Consider the following 20,016-nt stretch of genomic DNA (forward strand, 5'->3'; position numbering starts at 1 on the left):
CCCAACTATTTATGCAAAAGCCATAAATAGTTGGGGTTATTTTATGATAATATAACCGCTCCATAAGTTAGAGCGCCAATGATCACGTAAGCCGGATGAATATTCCACTTCTCTAATGCTAAGAAACTTAACGTTACTAAGATTATAGTTTGAAATAACCCAGCTCCTTCATATGATGTAGCGAAAAATTGATACGCAAGCACGGCTAGTAAAATCGCAATCGCCGGACGAATCAGTGCTGTCATACGTTTTACTTTCGGTGAGTTTTTAAACTTCATGAGTAGCTTCAATAAGACGATCATCGCGATTAAAGATGGAATGACTGTTGCTGAGATCGCGACGGTTGCCCCGATGACGCCACCAACTTCATAGCCGATATAACCGGCCATCTTTGTCGCAATGGGTCCTGGTAGTGCGTTACCTAACGCGAGCACTTCACCGAATTCTTGAGTCGTCATCCATTCAAAACGTTGAACGACTTCATACTCAATCAAAGGGATCGTCGCTGGACCACCACCATACCCAACAATACCTGGAATTAAAAATGCGATAAATAAATGCCAATACTCGATCATGCTGCTTCACCCTCCTTTTTCGAAGGGGATTTTTTCAATAAGGCATATAAAATGAGCGCGCCGATTAAAATTGCTGGGTGTAAATTAAACAGTTCAAACGTAATTAAGCTGATAACACCTAGAGCAATTGCCACTGGCCAACCGAGGTCACGTTTAGAGTGACGTAAAAAGTTATAAGCTAACATAAATAACATGACACCTACAACTGGTGCAATAGCACTCGTCATTCCTTGTACTACTGCATGTTCACGATAATTAATTAACACGGATATAAGTGCAATCATAATAATAACAGTCGGTAAAATAGTGGCTGCTAATGCAGTGACAAGCCCGGTTTTACCACCGACACGATAGCCAATATAGCCAGCCATTTTCGTCATGATCGGTCCGGGAAGTGTATTGCCAATAGCTAATATATCAGAGAACTCTTCATCATCCATCCAGCCGTATGTTTCGACGACTTCTTTATGCACTAAAGGGATCGTCGCTGGTCCGCCGCCATAACCTAACATGCCAGCACGGAAGAAGCTAATAAATATGTCCTTCTGTAAAGAAAAATCCAATGTTGTCACCCTTTCTGTCCTTCCACGCTTAAGTGTCACTTCAAATTCACTAAATTTTCGACAGTTAATATGACATTTTGACTACTTTCTTTTATAATGAAAATAGAAATCAAATCTCATAAGCGTGGTGTCTTGATGAAATTAACGGATACGGATTTTAAGATTTTAAATATTTTAAGCGAACAAGGGCGTATGTCTTACGTTGACTTAGCTAAAGAGCTTGGACTATCCCGTGTAGCTGTTCGCGATCGAATTAATCAAATGCAAGAAGCTGGTGTCATCGAGAAATTCAGTGTTGTCATTAACTCAGAACAAGTCGGCAAAGGAGTCTCAGCATTTTTTAACGTAGATTGTGAACCGAACTCACTTATTCACGTTGCCGAAAAGTTGGCCGAGCATCCTAGTGTAGCAAGTTGTTACCAAATGACAGGCCCAAGTACTCTCCATACACACGTATTAGTAGAAGACTTTCATGCATTAGAAAAATTTATTAACGAAGAGCTTTATGCTTTAGAAGGCATTACGCGTGTTGAAAGCCACATTTTATTACGTCGCTTCAAAAGCAGAACAGGACTTAAATTGTAAAAATCAGGCTGAGAGATCAGCCTGATTTTTTCATGTTCTTACCAAGCTGCGACTTCACCATCAGTTCGCGGTTCAGTACCGCCACAAAGCACGCCTGTCTCTGGGTCGCGCCAAATAATTTGTCCACGACCGAATTCGTTCGGATAAAGGGTGCGCTGAATGTGATGACCTTTTCGTTGCAACGCCTGTGCAATATGGTCAGGGAATGTTGGCTCAACTTTAACGACTTTATCTTGAACCCACTGCCACCTTGGTGCATCAAGTGCTGCTTGCGGATTTAGATGAAAGTCAATTGTGTTCATGACGACTTGCGCATGGCCTTGTGGCTGCATAAATCCACCCATGACACCAAATGGTCCAACTGGTTGATCACCTTTTGATAAAAATCCAGGAATAATCGTATGGAACGTCTGCTTCCCTGGCTTCAGCACGTTTGCATGGTTTTCATCAAATGAGAACGTGTGACCACGATTTTGCATCGCAATGCCTGTCCCAGGTACGACAACACCTGAACCAAAGCCCATGTAGTTACTTTGAATGAACGAGACCATGTTACCTTCACCATCAGCAGTTGATAAATAAACGGTACCACCACGTGGCGGCTCACCTGGTTCTGGTTGTAATGCTTCATCGCCAATTAACCCACGGCGCTGTTCGGCATACTCATCTGATAATAGGTCTTCAACCGACACATTCATATGGTCTTCTTGCGTGATGTATTCTAAACCATCTGTAAACGCAAGCTTCATCGCTTCAATTTGCTTATGATATGAATCAACATTTTCACGATCAGTAAACTCATAACCTTCTAACATGTTTAACGCCATAAGCGCGATTAACCCTTGTCCATTCGGCGGGATCTCCCAAACATCATAACCACGATAGTTCACTTTAATCGGATCAACCCACTCTGGCTTGTATGCTGCTAAATCTTCTTTCGTTAAGTAACCATCATGCTCTTTGAAAAAGGCATCAATTTCATCAGCTAATTGACCGCTGTAAAATGACTCTGCCTTCGTCTCGGCAATTTCACGTAGTGTGCGCGCATGACCTGGTGACTTCCACATTTCACCGACTTCAGGCGAACGACCATCAGGTGCGAACGTGTTGAACCAGTTTTGGAAAATGTCGTCTTTAAACGTTTCTTTAAACTTGTTGTATGCTGACTTCCAATGGAACGCTAACGTTGGTGATAGTGGATAACCTTCTTCGGCGTACTCAATCGCAGGAGCTAGCACATCTGTTAGTGGAAGTTTACCAAAACGCTCTGATAGCTCTGCCCATGCCGCTGGTGTACCAGGTACTGTCACAGGCACTTTACCAAACGTAGGCATTTCTTCATAGCCTGCTTCTCTTAGTTTTTCCACAGATATGTTTTGAGGTGCATACCCACTGCCGTTTAGACCGTGAATTTTTCCATCGACCCATACAAGCGCAAACGCATCAGAACCAATTCCGTTTGAAGTCGGCTCTAACACCGTTAAAGCGGCCGCCGTCGCAATCGCTGCATCAATCGCATTACCACCCTGTTTCATAATATCTAAACCAGCCTGCGCCGCTAGTGGCTGAGACGTCGCCACCATGCCTTTTTTACCGTATACAACATTACGACGCGAAGCATAAGGATAATTTAATGCATCATAACTTACCATTTTGTTCCCTTCCCCCTTATCTTTCCATACAATTATTAAACATTTTTAATTATACTATCACAATTAGTAAAGTTGTTCGATAGTTTTTAGACGAAAATTGTGTGAAGTCTAAATTTTTGTTCTTTTTTGACGTAAAAAGAGAAACCTTGCTTTGGAAGGATTAAGGTTAGAGGTTAAATTTTTCTGGGTGCTGATAAAATTGGGTGAGCGCTGATAAATTTTCGTGAGTGCCGATAAAGCTAGGGTGAGTGCTGATAAATCTGAGTGAACGCTGATAAATTTGGATGAGCGCTGATAAGTGAACGCCAAATAGTTTCTGTGAGCGCCAAATTAATCCTCACGAACGCCAAATAAATTTCGTGTGCGACAAATTATTCCCCGCGAACGCCAAATAAATTTCGTGAACGCCAAATTACTCCACGCGAGCGCCAAATAATCATCTCGAAAATCACCGCCAAAACAAAAATAAAACCACAGATCTAATCTGTGGATTAAATAAACTTACTAATCTAGCTCTTTACACTCCGTATTACAATAAGCCATCCCATCTTGAGAGATTTTGCATTTCGAACAAAGCGGTTTGTAACAAGAACGACATTTACTCACTGCTCTCGTACTACAAAAGTGGCATTTTTCCACAGGCACCCTCCTAACCATTCATCATACAATTAATTTCTAACTATCATATGTAAAACCCTTGTCGCCTACTATAGGAGGTTTTGAGAGAGATTGTAGAAAAATGTCAACACTGTATAAAAGCATAAGAGTTAATTATGATTATCAATAGTTTTATAATAGATATTAAAGAGGGGTGTTAGATTTGAATTTAGGGAGTTATTACAACAAAGCTAATCTACAAATTAAGGATTCTTTACTGCTATTAATGTCTCACAAACCTTTTAAACAGATTTCTATTACTGAAATCACACGTCAAGCTAATGTTAATCGTAGTACTTTTTACAGGTACTATAATAATAAAGAGAGTTTACTTTTTGAGATTGAAGAGGATATGATTAGTGGTCTAAGGAAATCATTTAAAGCTCCTTATGACCATAATAAACAAAAAAATCTAGCAAAAGTATCCCACTCCACAATTGTAATCTTTAATTATATTTTGGAAAATCAGGACTTCTTCACCTTGATCGTTCAATCTAAATACTTAGGTCGTTTTCAACGGAAGATGATTAACGAAATAGTAGACCTACTAGAAAATGACTTACTATTTGTTACTCAACCAAATAAAGACCATATAGACCATAAGCAATACATTTACTTCAAAGCTTATGGAATATATGGCCTTATTTTCGAATGGATTAAAAATGGATACAAAGATACGCCTGCTCATATGTCAGATCAGTTAGTTAAAATCTTTAACTCACACTCTATCGCCATTTACAAGCGGTAAGATAATTTTAGTTAGGGTTTAGACCGCCATCAATTGTATAATGACTGCTATTAATATAAGAAGCCTTGTCTGAAGCTAAAAATGTTACTAAGTTTGCAATTTCTTCAGCTTCTGCATAACGTCCCATTGGAATTGCAGAAGCTTGTTGTTCTTTAGCAGATTCTGAATCCTCTGGGTTCATTCCTGATTCAATTGAGCGCATCATTTCTGTATCAACTGGTGCAGGGCATACTGAATTGACACGGATTCCTTGGTCGACACCTTCCAACGCAGCCGTCTTGGTCAGCCCAATAACAGCATGTTTAGAAGCAATATAAGGTGACATTCCTGGGGAGCCAATTAGACCAGCTACTGAAGATGTGTTAACAATTGCTCCTCCACCATTTTCCGTCATTACAGGAATGACATGCTTTAGACCATAAAATACACCTTTTACATTAACATTTAATACAGCATCTAAGTCGTCCGCCTGCTGTTCTGTAATCAAACCAAATTTCCCATCAATTCCTGCATTATTAAAGAAGACATCAATTGATCCTAATTGTTCTTTGGCATATTGAACATAACCCTTTACTTCTTCTTCTTTAGCAACATTGGCAGCATAAGTAAAAACTTGCTCACCTAGTTCTTGCTTTGCCGATACTAAAGCTTCTTCATTTAAATCAACTAATAAGACTTTAGCTCCCTCATCTAAAAATTGCTTTGCTGATGCAATCCCAATACCTCCTGCACCACCAGTAATAACAACAGATTTTCCATTAAAACTCATAAAAACACCTCTTTCTTGTTTATTAATTTAAGCATAATGAAATATTTATTATTTTGTTATTCGAACACTTCTCTAAAGCAACATTTTCATGTATTTTGTCGCAAAAAAATATAAGAATAACGCCTAAAAAATGAAAATTCACCGGATGGTCTCTTAACATCGAAGTGGATAAATCCTTATTTACTGTTAATAACTTTTGGAAAAGTGAACAACTTATGTGGAAAAATGCTTTTAAAAGACCTCCACCTGTGTATAACCACTAAAAATTCTTAATTTAATCCACAATTTAGTGTAGTTATGCACAAAAAACCTGTTGATAAAGTAGACTTATTCACATAACAACTACAATCTAGTCTGTAATCACAGCATGGTGGGGACTGACCAAGTTTTTTACCTAAACAGTTTTTGTAAATTATTAGTGAAAAAGTTATGATAGAATTATGTTTATGGAAAGGAATGGGAACTTGATGGAAGTTAAAGGATCATTTTAGGTTTGCCGAGGAAAAGCTTCAGGAACCTCTTTACAATACAACAGCGTTTTCCACCAAAGGCCCTATTGATAGCCAAATACTCGATATTACAACTACTTACTTTAACTTACTCAACCAGCTTGAGAGGTTTCTTGAGAAGGTGAGTTAGTGTTTATGGATAATTAGGAGGAAACATTTATGGACAAATTCGTCTTCATCTTCGGACCACAAGCTGTTGGGAAAATGACAGTGGGGGAAGAGCTAGCGAAAATGACTGATCTAAAACTTTTCCACAATCATATGGCTATTGAAATGCTTGAGCCGCTTTATGGATTCACACCTGAAATGTGGCGTCTTACTTCATTAATACGCAATGAGATTTTCGATTCATTTGCTAATAGTGATGCTTATGGATTAATTTTCACGAAGGTATGGAATCTTAGTTCAGAAAAAGAAAACGAAGGAATCGAGAGACTTTTTCAAAAGTTCGAGTCTAAAGGGTGTGACGTATACTTCGTCGAATTGGAGGCCGATACAGAAGAAAGGTTGCAACGGAATAGATCTTCTCATCGTTTAGAACAAAAGCCGACGAAAAGAAATACCGCGAAATCCGAGAAAAATTTACTATCAACTGCTGAATCACTTAGGTTAAATACAGAAAAAGGTGAAATTAAGCGTCCTAACTATATAAGGATCAATAACACATTTATGAGCGCCGAGGACGTGGCCAAGCAAGTGAAAAAGCAGTTTAATTTATAATGAGGTGTAATACCATGAACATTCGAGAAGTGCATGTGAGTGATGCTGAAAAGTTATCCACACTTATTCAACAAGTCGATGAAACATCTGAGTACATGTTGTGGGAACCTGGTGAGCGAAACATTAGCGGAGATCAACAAGAAAAGATGATAGATAGTTTCCTAGAAAAAGCAAACTCTACTATTCTCGTAGCGGAATTTGAAGGTCAACTTGTTGGATACTTGCTTGCTATGGGTGGAAACGCAAGAAGGAATAGTCATTCTGCATACGTTGTTCTTGGTGTGCTGCAAGGTTATAGAGGGCACGGAATTGGGACTCGTCTCTTCAGTGAGTTAGAGCGTTGGGCAACTGAGAGCGACATCCACCGACTAGAGTTAACCACAGTCGTTCGTAATGAAGCAGGTGTGTCCTTATATAAGAAGATGGGATTTGAAATTGAAGGCACGAAAAGAGATTCGTTGTTTATTGGCGGAGAGTTTGTGGATGAATACTATATGTCTAAGATTTTGTAAACTTTCAGTAGATAATATGTTATGTACTGATTCTTGGCGTGGGTTCAAATCCTATGCTTAAAAAAAGAGCTGGCATTACAAAGAAAGATATGATAGTTTAAAGGGTTTATTACCAAATTAAGAAAATTATAGTACACTATAGCTATCAAAATTTGTTAAGGCTTAATAAAGGAGGTATTTTTATTAAACTCTTATGGTTAATACTCGCTTTGATTCCCGGACCATTTTTATTCCACTTCTTTGAAACAACAGAAAGCATAAGAGGTGAAGAAGCTTCTTTCATGTTAGTGAATACATTATTGTTATTCCTAGTAATTATTGTTGGTATACTATCATTGAGTGTTAAGCCCTTGTATTTTTTTGTGGCGAACGCTGTTATGATAATTATATCGGTGATTTTAGGAACAGGATTTATAACACCTCCAAACCCTTCATGGTTTAACCCCTTTAGAATGGAAACCGTTATCGTATTAACTGGAATAGTTTTGGTAGTAGGACAATTAATAGTTCGAGTGATTTCAAGCTTCATTTATCAACTGGTGACTAATAGATACAGTTAAATTCTACCAAAACCTTTAGCAGGACTTTTGTAAAAACGCCTCGAATTTATAATCGAGGCGTTTTGATTATTCAGATGTTATTCGAATAAAGTAACCATCTGGATCTGCTACTTTAAACCCTCTCATTCCCCAAGGGTAAGTTTCAACATCCTCCTCAATCGAAAGGCCATGATCCAAACAGCGTTGATAGACTTCTTCCAATCGGTCAACAACGACTATTAACTCAAAGCCATTCCCTTTAACGTCACTTTTAGCTCGATTGTTAAAGTAGTGTTCATCATCTAAAGTTGCTTCAGAGGTAATTAATAGTGAGAAGCAGTCGTAATTGAACCTTAGACATTGCTCATTTCTACCATAAAGTTCCAAATCGACAATGTCTTGATAGAATGTTAGAGACTTTTCAAGGTCTTTTGCATATAACTCCACTCGAAACAGAACACTCATTTTTTCACCCTCCTAAAGTTACTTAAATATCTTCTGCGGCAAGTAAGCCGATACTAAATAATTCGGCACGTCTACGATTTCACTAATTTTCAAATCGACTGCAACACTTGATAGCGCATAAGCTTCTTGGTCACTCAAGCCATACGTTTCACTTAAGTGCTCGATCATGTATTCAACGGCTTTTTTCGATGCGACCATGAGATCATCACTATGGCCTGTTGTCACATAATAACCTTGTTCATCTAGCCCTGTTGTTAAAGGACCGGGCATGATGAAGCGTGGCTCTTGGATTGTTTTTCCTTTGTGAAGCTTGAACTTTAACTGGATTTCCATTGGTGCTTCGATTGCTGTTCCGCATACCTCCCCATCACCTTGAGCAGCGTGCGTATCACCAACTGAAAATAACGCACCTTCTACCCAAACTGGCAAAAGTAAGCGCGTTCCTTTCGTTAAGTGGCGAATATCCATGTTGCCACCATTTTTTCGCGGTGGTACGACGCTATGTTCACCCGCTTCAGGTAGCGCAACGCCAATCGTTCCAGGAAATGGCTTCGTCGGGATTTCAATGCCATCTGCAAACTGCGCGACGTTCTGGTTATTTAAATCCCACACTTTTAAGTATGCATCTTCAAATTGTTCGTTTAGTAGGCCGAAACCTGGAATGATCGCTGTCCAACCCCAGCTCATCGTACCGAAGTGCTCAATTTCCACTTCTAACGTATCACCAGGCTCAGCCCCTTCAACGTAAACAGGACCTGTGACAGGGTTGACTTTACTAAAATCTAAGTTCGGCACATCTTGTGAAGTCGACTTCGGAGACAACTGCCCACCTGATGCATCATGCACTTCGAAATTAACGCTCACTCCAGGTTTGACTGACATGACTGGCTCTAGGCTGTTGTCCCACACTGTATGGTGGCAATGTTTGTGGATCGTATGATTTCCATGCTTCATCGAATCACTCCTTTATTAGAATAATAGCATAAAGGAGTTTGAATTTTTAGTAAATATAAATTTGGAAATCTACTAAAATATTATTTTTTGGCGTTCGGGCAGGTGATTTTGGCGTTCACGGATTTTTTCTGGCGCTCGCACATGTGATTCTGGCGCTCGCGGAAATTATTTGGCGCTCACTCACGGGGTTTTATCAGCGCTCACATAAATTTATCAGCGCTCGCTAGAGGTTTATCAGCGTTCGCACAAATTTATCAGCGCTCGTGAGAAGTTTATCAGCGTTTACATATATTTATCAGCGCTCGGATCGTCTTCTAATCATACTACGCTTAATTCTACGACCTCAGGAAAAAGGTCCAGCGCTAAGCTGGACCTTCCTTATAAGGTTCATGATTTCGTAAACTGCTCTTCTTCAGTCGATCCAGTGAGTGCTGTTGTAGATGACGTCCCGCCTGAGATGACTTGTGCGACTTCGTCAAAGTAACCTGTACCGACTTCACGTTGGTGGCGAGTTGCTGTGTAGCCGTACTGTTCTGCAGCGAACTCTTCTTGTTGTAGCTCTGAGTAAGCTTTCATCCCTTCATCTTTATACTTACGTGCCAGGTCGAACATGCTGTTGTTTAGTGCGTGGAAGCCAGCTAGTGTGACGAACTGGAACTTGTAGCCCATCTTACCGAGCTCTTTTTGGAAGTTGGCGATCTCTTCGTCATTCAGCTTTTTCTTCCAGTTAAATGACGGTGAACAGTTGTAAGCGAGTAGTTTATTCGGATATTTCTCATGAATGGCATCAGCAAAACGCTTCGCCTCTTCTAAATCAGGTTCAGCAGTCTCACACCATAATAAGTCAGCATATGGAGCATAAGCTAAACCTCTAGCAATCGCTTGGTCGATACCTGGCTTCGTGCGATAAAAACCTTCAACAGTTCTCTCACCCGTCAAGAACGGTTCATCGTAAGGATCAACGTCACTTGTAATTAAGTCTGCCGCATTCGCATCCGTACGTGCGATAATGACTGTTGATGTGCCCATCACATCTGTTGCTAGTCGAGCTGAGACTAAGTTACGAACGGCATCTTGTGTAGGCAACAATACTTTACCCCCTAAGTGACCGCACTTCTTTTCTGAAGAAAGCTGATCCTCAAAGTGTACAGCTGAAGCACCGGATTCAATCATCCCTTTCATTAATTCAAATACGTTCAGCTGACCACCAAAACCAGCTTCTGCATCCGCTACAATTGGCGCGAACCAATCGATTGAATCATCACCTTCTGCATGATGAATTTGATCTGCACGCTGAAGCGCCTGGTTGATACGCTTTACGACATTCGGTACACTGTTTGCTGGATACAAACTTTGGTCAGGATACATTTGTCCCGATAAGTTCGCATCAGCTGCCACTTGCCAACCACTTAAGTAGATTGCTTTAAGACCTGCTTTGACTTGTTGTACAGCCTGATTACCTGTAAGTGCGCCTAAAGCATTAACGTAATCCTCTTCATTAATCAGCTTCCACAACTTTTCAGAACCACGTTTAGCTAAAGTGTGTTCAATATCAAGGCTCCCTTTTAGCTTCACGACTTCTTCTGGTGAGTATGGACGCTCAACACCTACCCATCTTAAATTCTCTTCCCAATCTTTCTTAATTTGCTCAACTCGATTATCCGTCATGTTTGACGCCTCCTTTAAAAATATAGTCATATGCTGGAATTGTTAAAAACTCAACAAAGCTTTCATCTTTAATTAGATTTAAGAAAATGTCTGTCGCATCAGGCTCTTCATTTCTTAAATCTTCAGGAACTAAACTTTCAACCAACTGAACCGTAATATTCTCACCGTCACGAAGCTTGCCTTCAGGGTGATTAATCCACTGCCAAACTTGTGCTCGTGAAATCTCTGCTGTTGCTGCATCTTCCATTAAGTGATTTAACGGTGCAGCTCCACGGCCTTTCAACCAAGCAGCAATATACTGAATACCCACTGTAATGTTCGTCATTAACCCATCTAACGTAATATCGCCTTTTGGAAACTCAAGCAGATCCTCACGCGACACATCGACATCTTCGCGTTTCACATGAATCTGATTCGGCGTTTCCATATGCTGATCGAAAACTTCTTTCGCCAGTGGTACCATCGCAGGGTGCGCCACCCACGTACCGTCGTGACCATCTTTTACTTCACGTAGTTTATCTGCCTGCACTTTGTTAAAGGCTGCTTCATTTTTCGCATCGTTACCTTTAACTGGAATTTGCGCAGCCATACCGCCAATCGCAGGTGCATTGCGCTTATGACACGTTTGAATCGTCAGTAAAGAATAAGCGCGCATAAACGGCACTTCCATCGTGACATCAACCCGATCTGGCAAAAGAACGCTTTCATGATTTTGAAAATTTTTAATCGCACTAAAAATGTAATCCCAACGCCCGCAGTTCAAACCTGCTGAATGCTCACGCAACTCATACAGTATTTCATCCATTTCAAAAGCAGCTGTAAGTGTTTCGATTAAGACTGTCGCCTTGACTGTCCCTCTAGAAATTCCAAGATACCCTTGAGCGAAAAAAAACACATCGTTCCAAAGTTTCGCCTCAAGATGATTTTCTAACTTCGGTAAATAAAAGTATGGGCCAGAGCCACGACTTAATAACTCACTAGCGTTATGGAAGAAATATAGTCCAAAATCGAATAAACTACCTGACATCGGCTTTCCGTCCACTTCGATATGCGCTTCATTTAAATGCCAACCACGTGGTCTTACAATTAAAACAGCCGGGTCGTCAGATAGTTGATACTGTTTACCGTTATCTCCCGTAAAGTCAATTACACGACGAATCGCATCCTTTAAATTAATTTGACCGTTAACGACGTTTTCCCACGTCGGCGCTGTTGCATCTTCAAAGTCAGCCATAAACGTCTTCGCCCCTGAATTTAAGGCATTTATAACCATTTTTCGATCGACCGGACCTGTAATTTCTACGCGTCGGTCTTGTAAGTCTTCAGGAATTGGATTGACCGTCCAGTCCCCTTGGCGAATCTCATCTGTATCACATAAGAAGTTTAGCGACTGGCCTTCGTTGAGCTGTTTTTGCCTTTCTTTTCTTAAGTTCAATAAGTTCTGCCTTCTCTCATCAAAATGACGATGTAACTTTACTAGAAATTCAACCGCTTCATCTGTTAAAATCTCTTCGATGCGATCAACACGATCGCCCCTTACGTTAAAACCATCTACTTTTGTAACCAAAATTGAAAGCCTCCCTTTTCTGTATTAATACAACTGATAAAATAATAAATTGTTATATAACAGTAACTCCAAAAAAATTACTCATCTTTTTTAGATAAGCAGTACGCACACTCTAACGAATAACTTCTTTCATCCACTTGCTTTCCACACTCCGGGCAATAAGGTCTGTTCATGGTCCACCCTCCTCATATATAACAGTTTAATAAATTGTTATTCTGTTATAAAACAGTTTATGTGATTATTTTAAAAATTGCAACACCTTTTTCAGAATTTTTTGGAAGAAATAAAAAAGCTACACCTTTTAAGGCGTAGCTACAAACTCTTTCAATGGGCTGATAACGCTTTTCGCATCTTCATAACCTAAGTTATATAAGGCTGTTAATTTATCTTTATTGCGTTCCACACGTCCAACTTTCATCTCTTCAGAAGGGCTGATCACTAAGACATTACCTTTCTTCTCTTCATCAAAAATATATTGCAACGTGTCATTGTACACTTCATGACGCTGATCTAAGGCTTTAAGCAGGCCTGGATAATCACGATATTTCCGACGTATATACCAACTAAATGATTGCGGCTTCTTATAATACCCGCGAGCTTTTGTTAGGATGACGACGTTTTTCGTATTACCATCGCGCTCTGACTGGCGCACCGGAATAGGATCTGCAATTCCACCATCCATCAGTGGTCGACCATCAAACTCGACAACAGGTGCTACTAACGGAAGTGAACTTGATGCACGAAGCAATGTTACCATGTCATCAGCATAATCTGACTTGTTATAGTACAGCGCTTCACCTGTCATACAATCTGTCACACCAGCAACGAAATCTTCTTCAGCCGTATTAAACGTCCCATAATCAAACGGCGCTAACTGATTCGGAAGCGTATCAAAAAGAAAGTCCATCCCAAACAACTGACGCTTCTTAATATAATTGCGAAGTGACAAATACTCTGGGTGATCGACAAAGTCAATGTTTACTTGACGATTACGATCCATTTGACGCGCAATATACGAAGAGCCATTACAAGCCCCAGCGGAGACTCCAATCGTATAAGGAATATATAAATCATGCTCCATCATATAACGTAGCACACCAGCCGTATACGTCCCACGACTGCCGCCACCTTCTAAAACTAAACCTGTTTGTTTCATCGAATCCCTCATTCTGTTAATGCGTATATATTATTTTATCACTATAAGAATTCAATCAAAACTATAGCACTTAGTTTAATGTTCATAAAACCTTTAAATGGACATACTGTTCTTAATAAGGGGGGGATACAGCATGAAAAAAGGAATTACAGGCTTAACTATTATAGCTTTTCTTGTAATTACACTATCAATCACACTCAACTCTCAAGAAACTGAAGAGACCGCCACAACAAGTATTAGCCAAGAGGAAACTCAGCAAGTTAACCAAATGATGATCGATATAGGTAAACAACTGCAGAACTTTGAGGTTTTTGCAGAAGCTGGTGAAGATATTGTGTATGATTCTTCAGAGGGCATGACAATACCGACTACGATCAACACATCTGAACACAGGGATGTTATGTTAGCCTACACAATTAACAAAATGGTTACCGACATTTTTAAAGATCATGAAGAAATTCTTGAAGAATTGAACTTCTCACAGGAGGTCCACATTCTAGATCAAAACGGAAATAAAATCGAATAGCATAACTAAAGAGGTGCGAATCTGCACCTCTTTTTTTAATTAATACCTCTCAAACGACTCAGCTACATCAATTAAGTCCTCTAACTTAAAAAGAAAATTTGTGTTAAAATTTATAATTTTAAGTCGATAAAAGAATAGAATCAATCCATCAGAAAGGAGTGATACTATGCAAAAGGTAGAGATCAAAGAATTTGGACTTATGAGTGTTTTTAAGTTTGTACTCATTTTATTTAGTATTCCAGCATTATTAATGGCCGTCATCATCTTCTTTATATCGCTTTCAGGAGTCTTTCAAGGAAGTGTCGGTGAAATCTTCATATTTATCCCTGCTGTAATTATGCTAGCAGTATATGCTGTTATTCACGGGCTTCTAGCTGTACTGTTCGCCTTAGTGTACAATAAGTTTTCACCGAAAGTTGGCGCACTGGAATTAAAAGTTTCATTAAATGAAAATGAAAACACTAGCCAACAACCTACAGTTGAGCAAAACTAAAAGGTTTATAATTCACAAAAGAGGTGCAACTCTGCACCTCTTTTGTGTCTAATACGTCTCAAACGACTCTGCAATTTCAACTAACTCCTCAATCGAGTACTTCTCTCCATCACGTGCGGAAACAGCTATTTGATACATTAAATCGTCATCATCCCAAGATAAGATTTGTGACGCTCCATTATAGAAATACTTTGCGTCCTCTCCACCACTTAATGTCAGTTGCTCTTCATTTTGACCCTGTGTATTTTCAACACTTAAATGGTTATGAATCATCACGATCAAATGCTCTTCTTCACGATCCTCTCCACGAAGAATGACGTCAAACATGTACCGATCAGATGACACAATTTCGATCTCATCCTCACCCATTTCCATAATGAAGATCTCATCTAACTCGAATGGAAGTGAGGTTGGCAGTTTAAAATCAAACGGAACCTCTTCATCGTACCCTTCAGCTTTCTCTAATTCACCTGCATACGGGTGAGCACCTGTTGTCCCAACTCCACAAGCACTTAGTAGCAACAATAACACAAAGCTTAACAATTTCATCCTAATAATCCCCCCCTAAGTAATAGTACGTCACTAAACAAAGTTGAACCTTCATTTTCATCCAATTAAATATAAAAAAGGAATAAGACCTATTGGAAATCCCGACCAACCAATTAAAGTATATTTAAACTTGAATAAACTCACAAGGAAGTACCCCTTGACAATTTAAAATCTAGAAATTAATATTACAATGTAAGTAAGTACTTACATTCTTTATAGCAACTATTCTATTTGTATTTTTTTGAGAATCAATTTATTGAGGGAGGTCAAACAAAATGAAAAGCCTAATTGCACGCTTGTTAATCCGCAAGCCTGTAAAAAGCGTATTTATTACTTTATTAATAATGGCGCTTCTATTAACTGGTGTTCAATTTATTGAAATGAAAACCGGAAACGATACACTAGTAGAACCACACACTGCTGTTTATAAAAATAATGAAATGCTTAATGAAGAGTTTGGTGGTGAATCTGTAATTGTTCTATTTAAAGCTGAAGACTCAAAATCACTTTTATCAGTAGATACATTTGAAATAATGGAAATGATGACAACCTTTTCTAAAGAGCAAGAGAACACCATTCACAGTGTGATTAGCCCTTATACTTTACTTGAGTCTATTCAAGAACAACAACGACGTTCTAAAGAATTGGGCCTTGGTGAAATGAAAGAAGAACTTTTAGATTTATCAGGTAAACTTAAAAGCGACAATATTCAAGCATCAAGATCTCTTAATGAAATGAGTAACCAAATTAGTATATTCACTAGCCAAGGAGACGCTTATTATCATAGGGTTCCTAAAGAACAAGAAACCCTCAATAAGTTCTTGTATGAGCAAAATGGAAAAGGAGAACTTCGACACGGTTTTGCCGATATGATCAAAGATGACCGCTATACTTCCATGACAATAACTTTTCGTGGTGGTATTTCAGATAGTGACAAAAGTGATTTTATAGAAGGATTATCTGAATCTTATAATGAGAGAAATTACCCAAATCTAAATATCACTATTTCAGGGAAGCCAGTACTCGATGACGATATTCGCCAATCAATGCAAGAAAGTATCCAACAAATGCTTGCTTTATCTACTGCCCTGATGGTTCTCGTTTTATTTATAGTTTTTCCTGTATCTTGGCGATTGCTTCCACTAGCAACGATATTCATTGCCTTGCTTGGCACCGTTGGGCTAATGGGTTGGCTCGGGGTTCCAATTACAATGGTTTCCATGGCAGTATTTCCTATCCTTATTGGGTTAGGTATTGATTATGCCATCCAATTTCAAAATCGTTATACAGAAGAATTAAGAAGGGATGTGGAGTCACATGAGTAAAGTATCAAAAACACGGGTTCAAGCAAGAAATAGTTTAAAAATAACTATTCAAAAAATGGCTCCAGCAGTACTAACAGCTCTCGTTACAACAGCTTTAGGATTCATCGCTCTTTATACATCACCCGTACCTATGATTAAAGATTTTGGGAAAATGCTATCGATAGGAATGATAATTAGTTTTACCGTTGGGATATTCATTTTAATCCCTTTACTATATATACGTGATGGCTTCTTTAAAGGGAATATGGATAGTTTTAAGCAAAAACCCACTACCTCTATATCGATTTTTGACCGTTTTTTAAATTGGTGGACGAAAAAGGTTATGATGTTTAGGTGGGTGATTTTAATTGTAGCCATTGGCCTTGCTACACTCGGTATAGTGTTGGATTTAGAAGCTCCTGCAGAGACAGATGTTGAAACATTCATGCCTCAAGAATCTGAGGCACTTAGTGATATCAACTATGTACGCGAAGTACTAGGGTCTACAAGTCAAGTTTCCCTCATTTATGAAGGAGAAGACATACTTAGTGATTCTACGTTTTCTTGGGTTGAAGAGATTAGCGAAGGTATTGCTACTGAGTTCCAAGATGAAGTTGTGAAAGTTCAATCTTTACCTAAATTATTGGAAGCAGTGGAACAAAAACAAATCCTAGGTGAGTCAGATACTGCGAATAAAGTTGATTTGATAGAAAGGCTACCCGAAGATCAGCGTAAACGCTTTATTAATACTACTAATACAAAAGGTGTAATTCACATTAGCATTAAGAAAATGCCTACAGAAGAACTCGATGATTTTGTTGAAGAACTTACTTCATTCATTGAAAAGAATCGGATTGGCTCACTTGAAACAACATTAACAGGACAATCAATAGTTGACTTAGAGATGGTGACAACACTTACTACTGGACGTTATCAAATGACACTACTTGGTATGGGACTGGTGTTCCTCGGCCTTCTAGCTATCTATCGTCGACCTGAGAAAGCAATAGTCCCCTTATTACCTATACTTTTAATTGTTGGCTGGTCAGGTCTTATAGTGCATGGACTCGGCATTGAATATACTCCATTAACCGCTACATTAGGAGCTTTAATTATAGGTATTGGGACAGAATTCACCATATTGCTGATGGAACGTTATTACGAAGAACGTCAGAGAGGAGAATCTAACGAATCATCAATTCTGATCGCTAATCAAAGAATCGGAAAAGCTATATTTGCATCAGCTTTAACAACCATCGGTGGGTTCAGTGCTCTTCTACTCTCAGACTTTGCAATTTTAAGTGATTTTGGTATGATGACTTTAGTTAATATCGGCTTAGCTTTAATAAGCACCATTCTAGTCCTACCTGCATTACTAATGATTATCGGGCCCCGAATTGTAGGAAAAATTTCAAGCACTTAAATGATAGCTGAGTTCGGAGAAGGAGATACCATGAAAGACAAAACTGAGCAAATTATCCAGTCTGCGTTACAAGCTTTTATACGAAAAGGTTTCCAAGCGACAACACAAGAAGTTGCAAACGAAGCAAAGGTTGCTGAAGTAACGCTATTCAGGAAGTTCGGAAATAAACAAAGGTTGTTTATAACAGTCATCAAATCAGTATTAGAAAAGAACTTTCAATCTCATATATTAGAACAGGCTAAAACGAACGACACCGAGGAGTTCCTCCGTTCTATTATTGATAATCGTTTAGATGTCTTATCTAGAAATCGCAGCCTTGTAAAGATGCTTATTGCCGAGAATTTAATGGGAAACCTCCCACCAGAAATTAATTTACCTGACATGATCTTTACATCATTGACTCATGGTATTGAACAACACGCACAACAAAACGATATCACTATCGATTCAAACCATTGGGCACGACAACTGAGTGGTATCTTCTTGAGCCACCTCATACTTCCTACCGACAAACCATATAATGAACTTCCTGAAGAAGAAAAAGAAGCTTTGTTAAATAAATATGTTTCTACCTTTTTAATCAATGAATAAAGAACACCTTATTAATCAGTATAATTAAGTGCATTAAAAACTGACCATTGATCATATGGTCAGTTTAATGGTCTTTACTCATAATAAATAGCATTCGTCATCAATTTTAGGAGAACCTTCCTCGAAACACTGGTTCACCAAAACACCGATTAACCTTCTACAAATTCATCTTCAACGTCCCAATTGAAAGCATCAACCGCATAGTTGATCGTCCGATTCGTGTCGTTGTCCGAGTAATCAAAAGGAATCGTTATCGATTGCTCATCGTTTGAAAATGTATAAGACAACACAGCGTAATCTTCCTCATTAACTTCACGAGAAACTTCCGTTATGTCATCCCAAGCAATACTTTCCTCAGAAAACGTCCAATACGTATTACTATGAACCCCTTGGTCATCGAAATAGTGATAATGATAGATTGGTAGAATTAAAAGAACGATGCTGAGCACAAACAAAACTAAATGCACAGCCGTCAAATTGTACTCTTTATCTTTTTTGTCATAATACATTTTTGTAAATAGAAATGAGAAAAGAATAAGAGCAATTAAAAGCATCGCGCCCCCAAAACCTAAATAAGCCTCTGTTGGACGAATGAAAGACGTTTGATCATAAGAGAAAAACAATAAATCTTGAACCAACATAATGACTGGAACAGGAAGGATTACAGAACAAATAATTAAAATAAGCCCAGTTGTGCTAATGTAAGGCAAAATGTCATTAGAGTCGATGTTTTTCAAAAACTTCACGTAAACCACTCCCCGATACAACTATTTATCTATTATTATTTTACCCTAAAAATACCTGGTTGGCACTTTTTGTCTAATAGTCTGCAGGGAGCTTTTTCAGCACATTCTTTATGTCGTCTATTACAACATCTGCCTGAGCTAATTCTTCCTCTTGAGCAAAGTCAAACCGACAGCCAACAGAATATAACCCATTAGCCTTGGCAGCCTTAATGTCTGATAAGCGATCACCAACGACTACACCACTTTGAATGTTAAACTTCGATACTATTTCACGAACCAAGTCTGCTTTATCTAAAGAGTTAATCTGTTCAATGCTAAATACTTCAGTAACAAATCGATCTAGCTCATAAAATTCCACAATCGTATTCAAGTAATCTACTAATCCATTACTGGCGATAAATATGGAATACCCCTGTTCTTTTAAACGACTTAACGTCTCTATTACATTAGGGTATAAAGCCCCGTTTCCAGCTCGAATATTGACCAAAAGCTTCTCCAGAAACATTTGATCAACTTCTAGCCTTATACTCTCTGGTTGGTTCGGAAGCAACGTCTCCCACACTTTAGGTAGCGGCACACCCATAATCGAACGGTATTGTTCTATTGGCGTGTCCCCTTCCCATAACCCCCGCAAGCGTAAGTCATTAAAAGTATCATCAAGTGCGAGCTCTAGTATTTTGTCTGTTTGAAATAATGTTCCGTCCATGTCGAAAATCATGTTTTTAGAGTTCATGTTATTCTCCTA

21 protein-coding genes are annotated in these 20,016 nt (G+C 38.9%); 9 read left to right on the top strand and 12 right to left on the bottom strand.

What is annotated here, in order from left to right:
• Positions 1 to 41 precede the first annotated feature (41 nt).
• On the bottom strand, positions 42 to 572 hold the full coding sequence (locus tag J2R98_RS05760; protein WP_307067390.1) for a chromate transporter: 531 nt from the start codon (positions 570 to 572) through the stop codon (positions 42 to 44).
• Complete coding sequence (locus J2R98_RS05765; protein WP_307067016.1) at positions 572 to 1,138, bottom strand: chromate transporter; 567 nt, start codon at positions 1,136 to 1,138, stop codon at positions 572 to 574. The genes J2R98_RS05760 and J2R98_RS05765 overlap by 1 nt, the downstream gene beginning before the upstream one ends.
• A gap of 135 nt (positions 1,139 to 1,273) precedes the next feature.
• Between J2R98_RS05765 and J2R98_RS05770 the strand changes: the two genes are divergently transcribed.
• Positions 1,274 to 1,723, top strand: a complete 450-nt coding sequence (locus tag J2R98_RS05770) for an Lrp/AsnC family transcriptional regulator (RefSeq protein ID WP_307067018.1) — start codon at positions 1,274 to 1,276, stop codon at positions 1,721 to 1,723.
• Positions 1,724 to 1,761: 38 nt separating this feature from the next.
• On the opposite strand, the gene J2R98_RS05775 is transcribed toward J2R98_RS05770, so the two are convergent.
• Positions 1,762 to 3,375: a gamma-glutamyltransferase family protein gene (locus J2R98_RS05775; protein ID WP_307067020.1), complete on the bottom strand. Its 1,614-nt coding sequence runs from the start codon at positions 3,373 to 3,375 to the stop codon at positions 1,762 to 1,764.
• Positions 3,376 to 4,195: 820 nt separating this feature from the next.
• Between J2R98_RS05775 and J2R98_RS05780 the strand changes: the two genes are divergently transcribed.
• Complete coding sequence (locus tag J2R98_RS05780; protein WP_307067022.1) at positions 4,196 to 4,780, top strand: TetR/AcrR family transcriptional regulator; 585 nt, start codon at positions 4,196 to 4,198, stop codon at positions 4,778 to 4,780.
• Between the two features lie 7 nt (positions 4,781 to 4,787).
• On the opposite strand, the gene J2R98_RS05785 is transcribed toward J2R98_RS05780, so the two are convergent.
• On the bottom strand, positions 4,788 to 5,549 hold the full coding sequence (locus J2R98_RS05785) for an SDR family NAD(P)-dependent oxidoreductase (RefSeq protein ID WP_307067024.1): 762 nt from the start codon (positions 5,547 to 5,549) through the stop codon (positions 4,788 to 4,790).
• Between the two features lie 668 nt (positions 5,550 to 6,217).
• On the opposite strand from J2R98_RS05785, the gene J2R98_RS05790 reads away from it, so the two are divergent.
• Positions 6,218 to 6,778, top strand: coding sequence for an ATP-binding protein (locus J2R98_RS05790; RefSeq protein ID WP_307067026.1), 561 nt, complete (start codon positions 6,218 to 6,220; stop codon positions 6,776 to 6,778).
• Between the two features lie 14 nt (positions 6,779 to 6,792).
• Positions 6,793 to 7,290 (top strand): GNAT family N-acetyltransferase, encoded by a 498-nt coding sequence (locus J2R98_RS05795; protein WP_307067028.1) that lies wholly within the window; start codon positions 6,793 to 6,795, stop codon positions 7,288 to 7,290.
• Between the two features lie 626 nt (positions 7,291 to 7,916).
• On the opposite strand, the gene J2R98_RS05800 is transcribed toward J2R98_RS05795, so the two are convergent.
• The 5 genes from J2R98_RS05800 to J2R98_RS05820 form a co-directional block, all read right to left on the bottom strand.
• Positions 7,917 to 8,294: a VOC family protein gene (locus J2R98_RS05800; RefSeq protein ID WP_307067030.1), complete on the bottom strand. Its 378-nt coding sequence runs from the start codon at positions 8,292 to 8,294 to the stop codon at positions 7,917 to 7,919.
• Between the two features lie 18 nt (positions 8,295 to 8,312).
• Positions 8,313 to 9,248, bottom strand: a complete 936-nt coding sequence (locus J2R98_RS05805) for an acetamidase/formamidase family protein (protein ID WP_307067031.1) — start codon at positions 9,246 to 9,248, stop codon at positions 8,313 to 8,315.
• 387 nt (positions 9,249 to 9,635) lie between these two features.
• Complete coding sequence (aceA, locus tag J2R98_RS05810; protein WP_307067033.1) at positions 9,636 to 10,916, bottom strand: isocitrate lyase; 1,281 nt, start codon at positions 10,914 to 10,916, stop codon at positions 9,636 to 9,638.
• The gene (aceB, locus tag J2R98_RS05815; protein ID WP_307067035.1) at positions 10,906 to 12,483 is read right to left on the bottom strand and encodes a malate synthase A; all 1,578 of its coding nucleotides are present in this window, start codon (positions 12,481 to 12,483) and stop codon (positions 10,906 to 10,908) included. Before aceB ends, aceA begins: the two co-directional genes overlap by 11 nt.
• Before the next feature lie 301 nt (positions 12,484 to 12,784).
• On the bottom strand, positions 12,785 to 13,639 hold the full coding sequence (locus J2R98_RS05820) for a patatin-like phospholipase family protein (RefSeq protein ID WP_307067037.1): 855 nt from the start codon (positions 13,637 to 13,639) through the stop codon (positions 12,785 to 12,787).
• Positions 13,640 to 13,772: 133 nt separating this feature from the next.
• On the opposite strand from J2R98_RS05820, the gene J2R98_RS05825 reads away from it, so the two are divergent.
• A complete protein-coding gene (locus tag J2R98_RS05825; protein ID WP_307067039.1) occupies positions 13,773 to 14,165 on the top strand; it encodes a hypothetical protein in 393 nt (130 codons plus the stop codon).
• A 166-nt stretch (positions 14,166 to 14,331) separates the two neighbouring features.
• Complete coding sequence (locus J2R98_RS05830; protein ID WP_307067041.1) at positions 14,332 to 14,658, top strand: hypothetical protein; 327 nt, start codon at positions 14,332 to 14,334, stop codon at positions 14,656 to 14,658.
• A gap of 48 nt (positions 14,659 to 14,706) precedes the next feature.
• On the opposite strand, the gene J2R98_RS05835 is transcribed toward J2R98_RS05830, so the two are convergent.
• Positions 14,707 to 15,207, bottom strand: a complete 501-nt coding sequence (locus tag J2R98_RS05835; RefSeq protein WP_307067043.1) for a hypothetical protein — start codon at positions 15,205 to 15,207, stop codon at positions 14,707 to 14,709.
• A 275-nt stretch (positions 15,208 to 15,482) separates the two neighbouring features.
• Between J2R98_RS05835 and J2R98_RS05840 the strand changes: the two genes are divergently transcribed.
• Genes J2R98_RS05840 through J2R98_RS05850 form a run of 3 tightly spaced genes read left to right on the top strand, consistent with a single transcriptional unit; the run spans position 15,483 to position 18,525 of the window.
• Positions 15,483 to 16,532 carry an MMPL family transporter gene (locus J2R98_RS05840; RefSeq protein WP_307067045.1) on the top strand — a complete coding sequence of 350 codons (1,050 nt, stop codon included), beginning with the start codon at positions 15,483 to 15,485 and terminating at the stop codon, positions 16,530 to 16,532.
• Positions 16,513 to 17,934 (top strand): efflux RND transporter permease subunit, encoded by a 1,422-nt coding sequence (locus J2R98_RS05845; protein ID WP_307067047.1) that lies wholly within the window; start codon positions 16,513 to 16,515, stop codon positions 17,932 to 17,934. Before J2R98_RS05840 ends, J2R98_RS05845 begins: the two co-directional genes overlap by 20 nt.
• Positions 17,935 to 17,964: 30 nt before the next feature.
• A complete protein-coding gene (locus tag J2R98_RS05850; protein ID WP_307067049.1) occupies positions 17,965 to 18,525 on the top strand; it encodes a TetR/AcrR family transcriptional regulator in 561 nt (186 codons plus the stop codon).
• Positions 18,526 to 18,674: 149 nt separating this feature from the next.
• On the opposite strand, the gene J2R98_RS05855 is transcribed toward J2R98_RS05850, so the two are convergent.
• Together J2R98_RS05855 and J2R98_RS05860 are read right to left on the bottom strand one after the other, a co-directional pair.
• Positions 18,675 to 19,271: a PH domain-containing protein gene (locus J2R98_RS05855; protein ID WP_307067051.1), complete on the bottom strand. Its 597-nt coding sequence runs from the start codon at positions 19,269 to 19,271 to the stop codon at positions 18,675 to 18,677.
• A gap of 73 nt (positions 19,272 to 19,344) precedes the next feature.
• Positions 19,345 to 20,004, bottom strand: coding sequence for an HAD hydrolase-like protein (locus J2R98_RS05860; protein WP_307067052.1), 660 nt, complete (start codon positions 20,002 to 20,004; stop codon positions 19,345 to 19,347).
• Positions 20,005 to 20,016 lie beyond the last annotated feature (12 nt).

This window comes from Alkalibacillus filiformis (genome assembly GCF_030814115.1).
Classification (GTDB): domain Bacteria; phylum Bacillota; class Bacilli; order Bacillales; family Alkalibacillaceae; genus Alkalibacillus; species Alkalibacillus filiformis.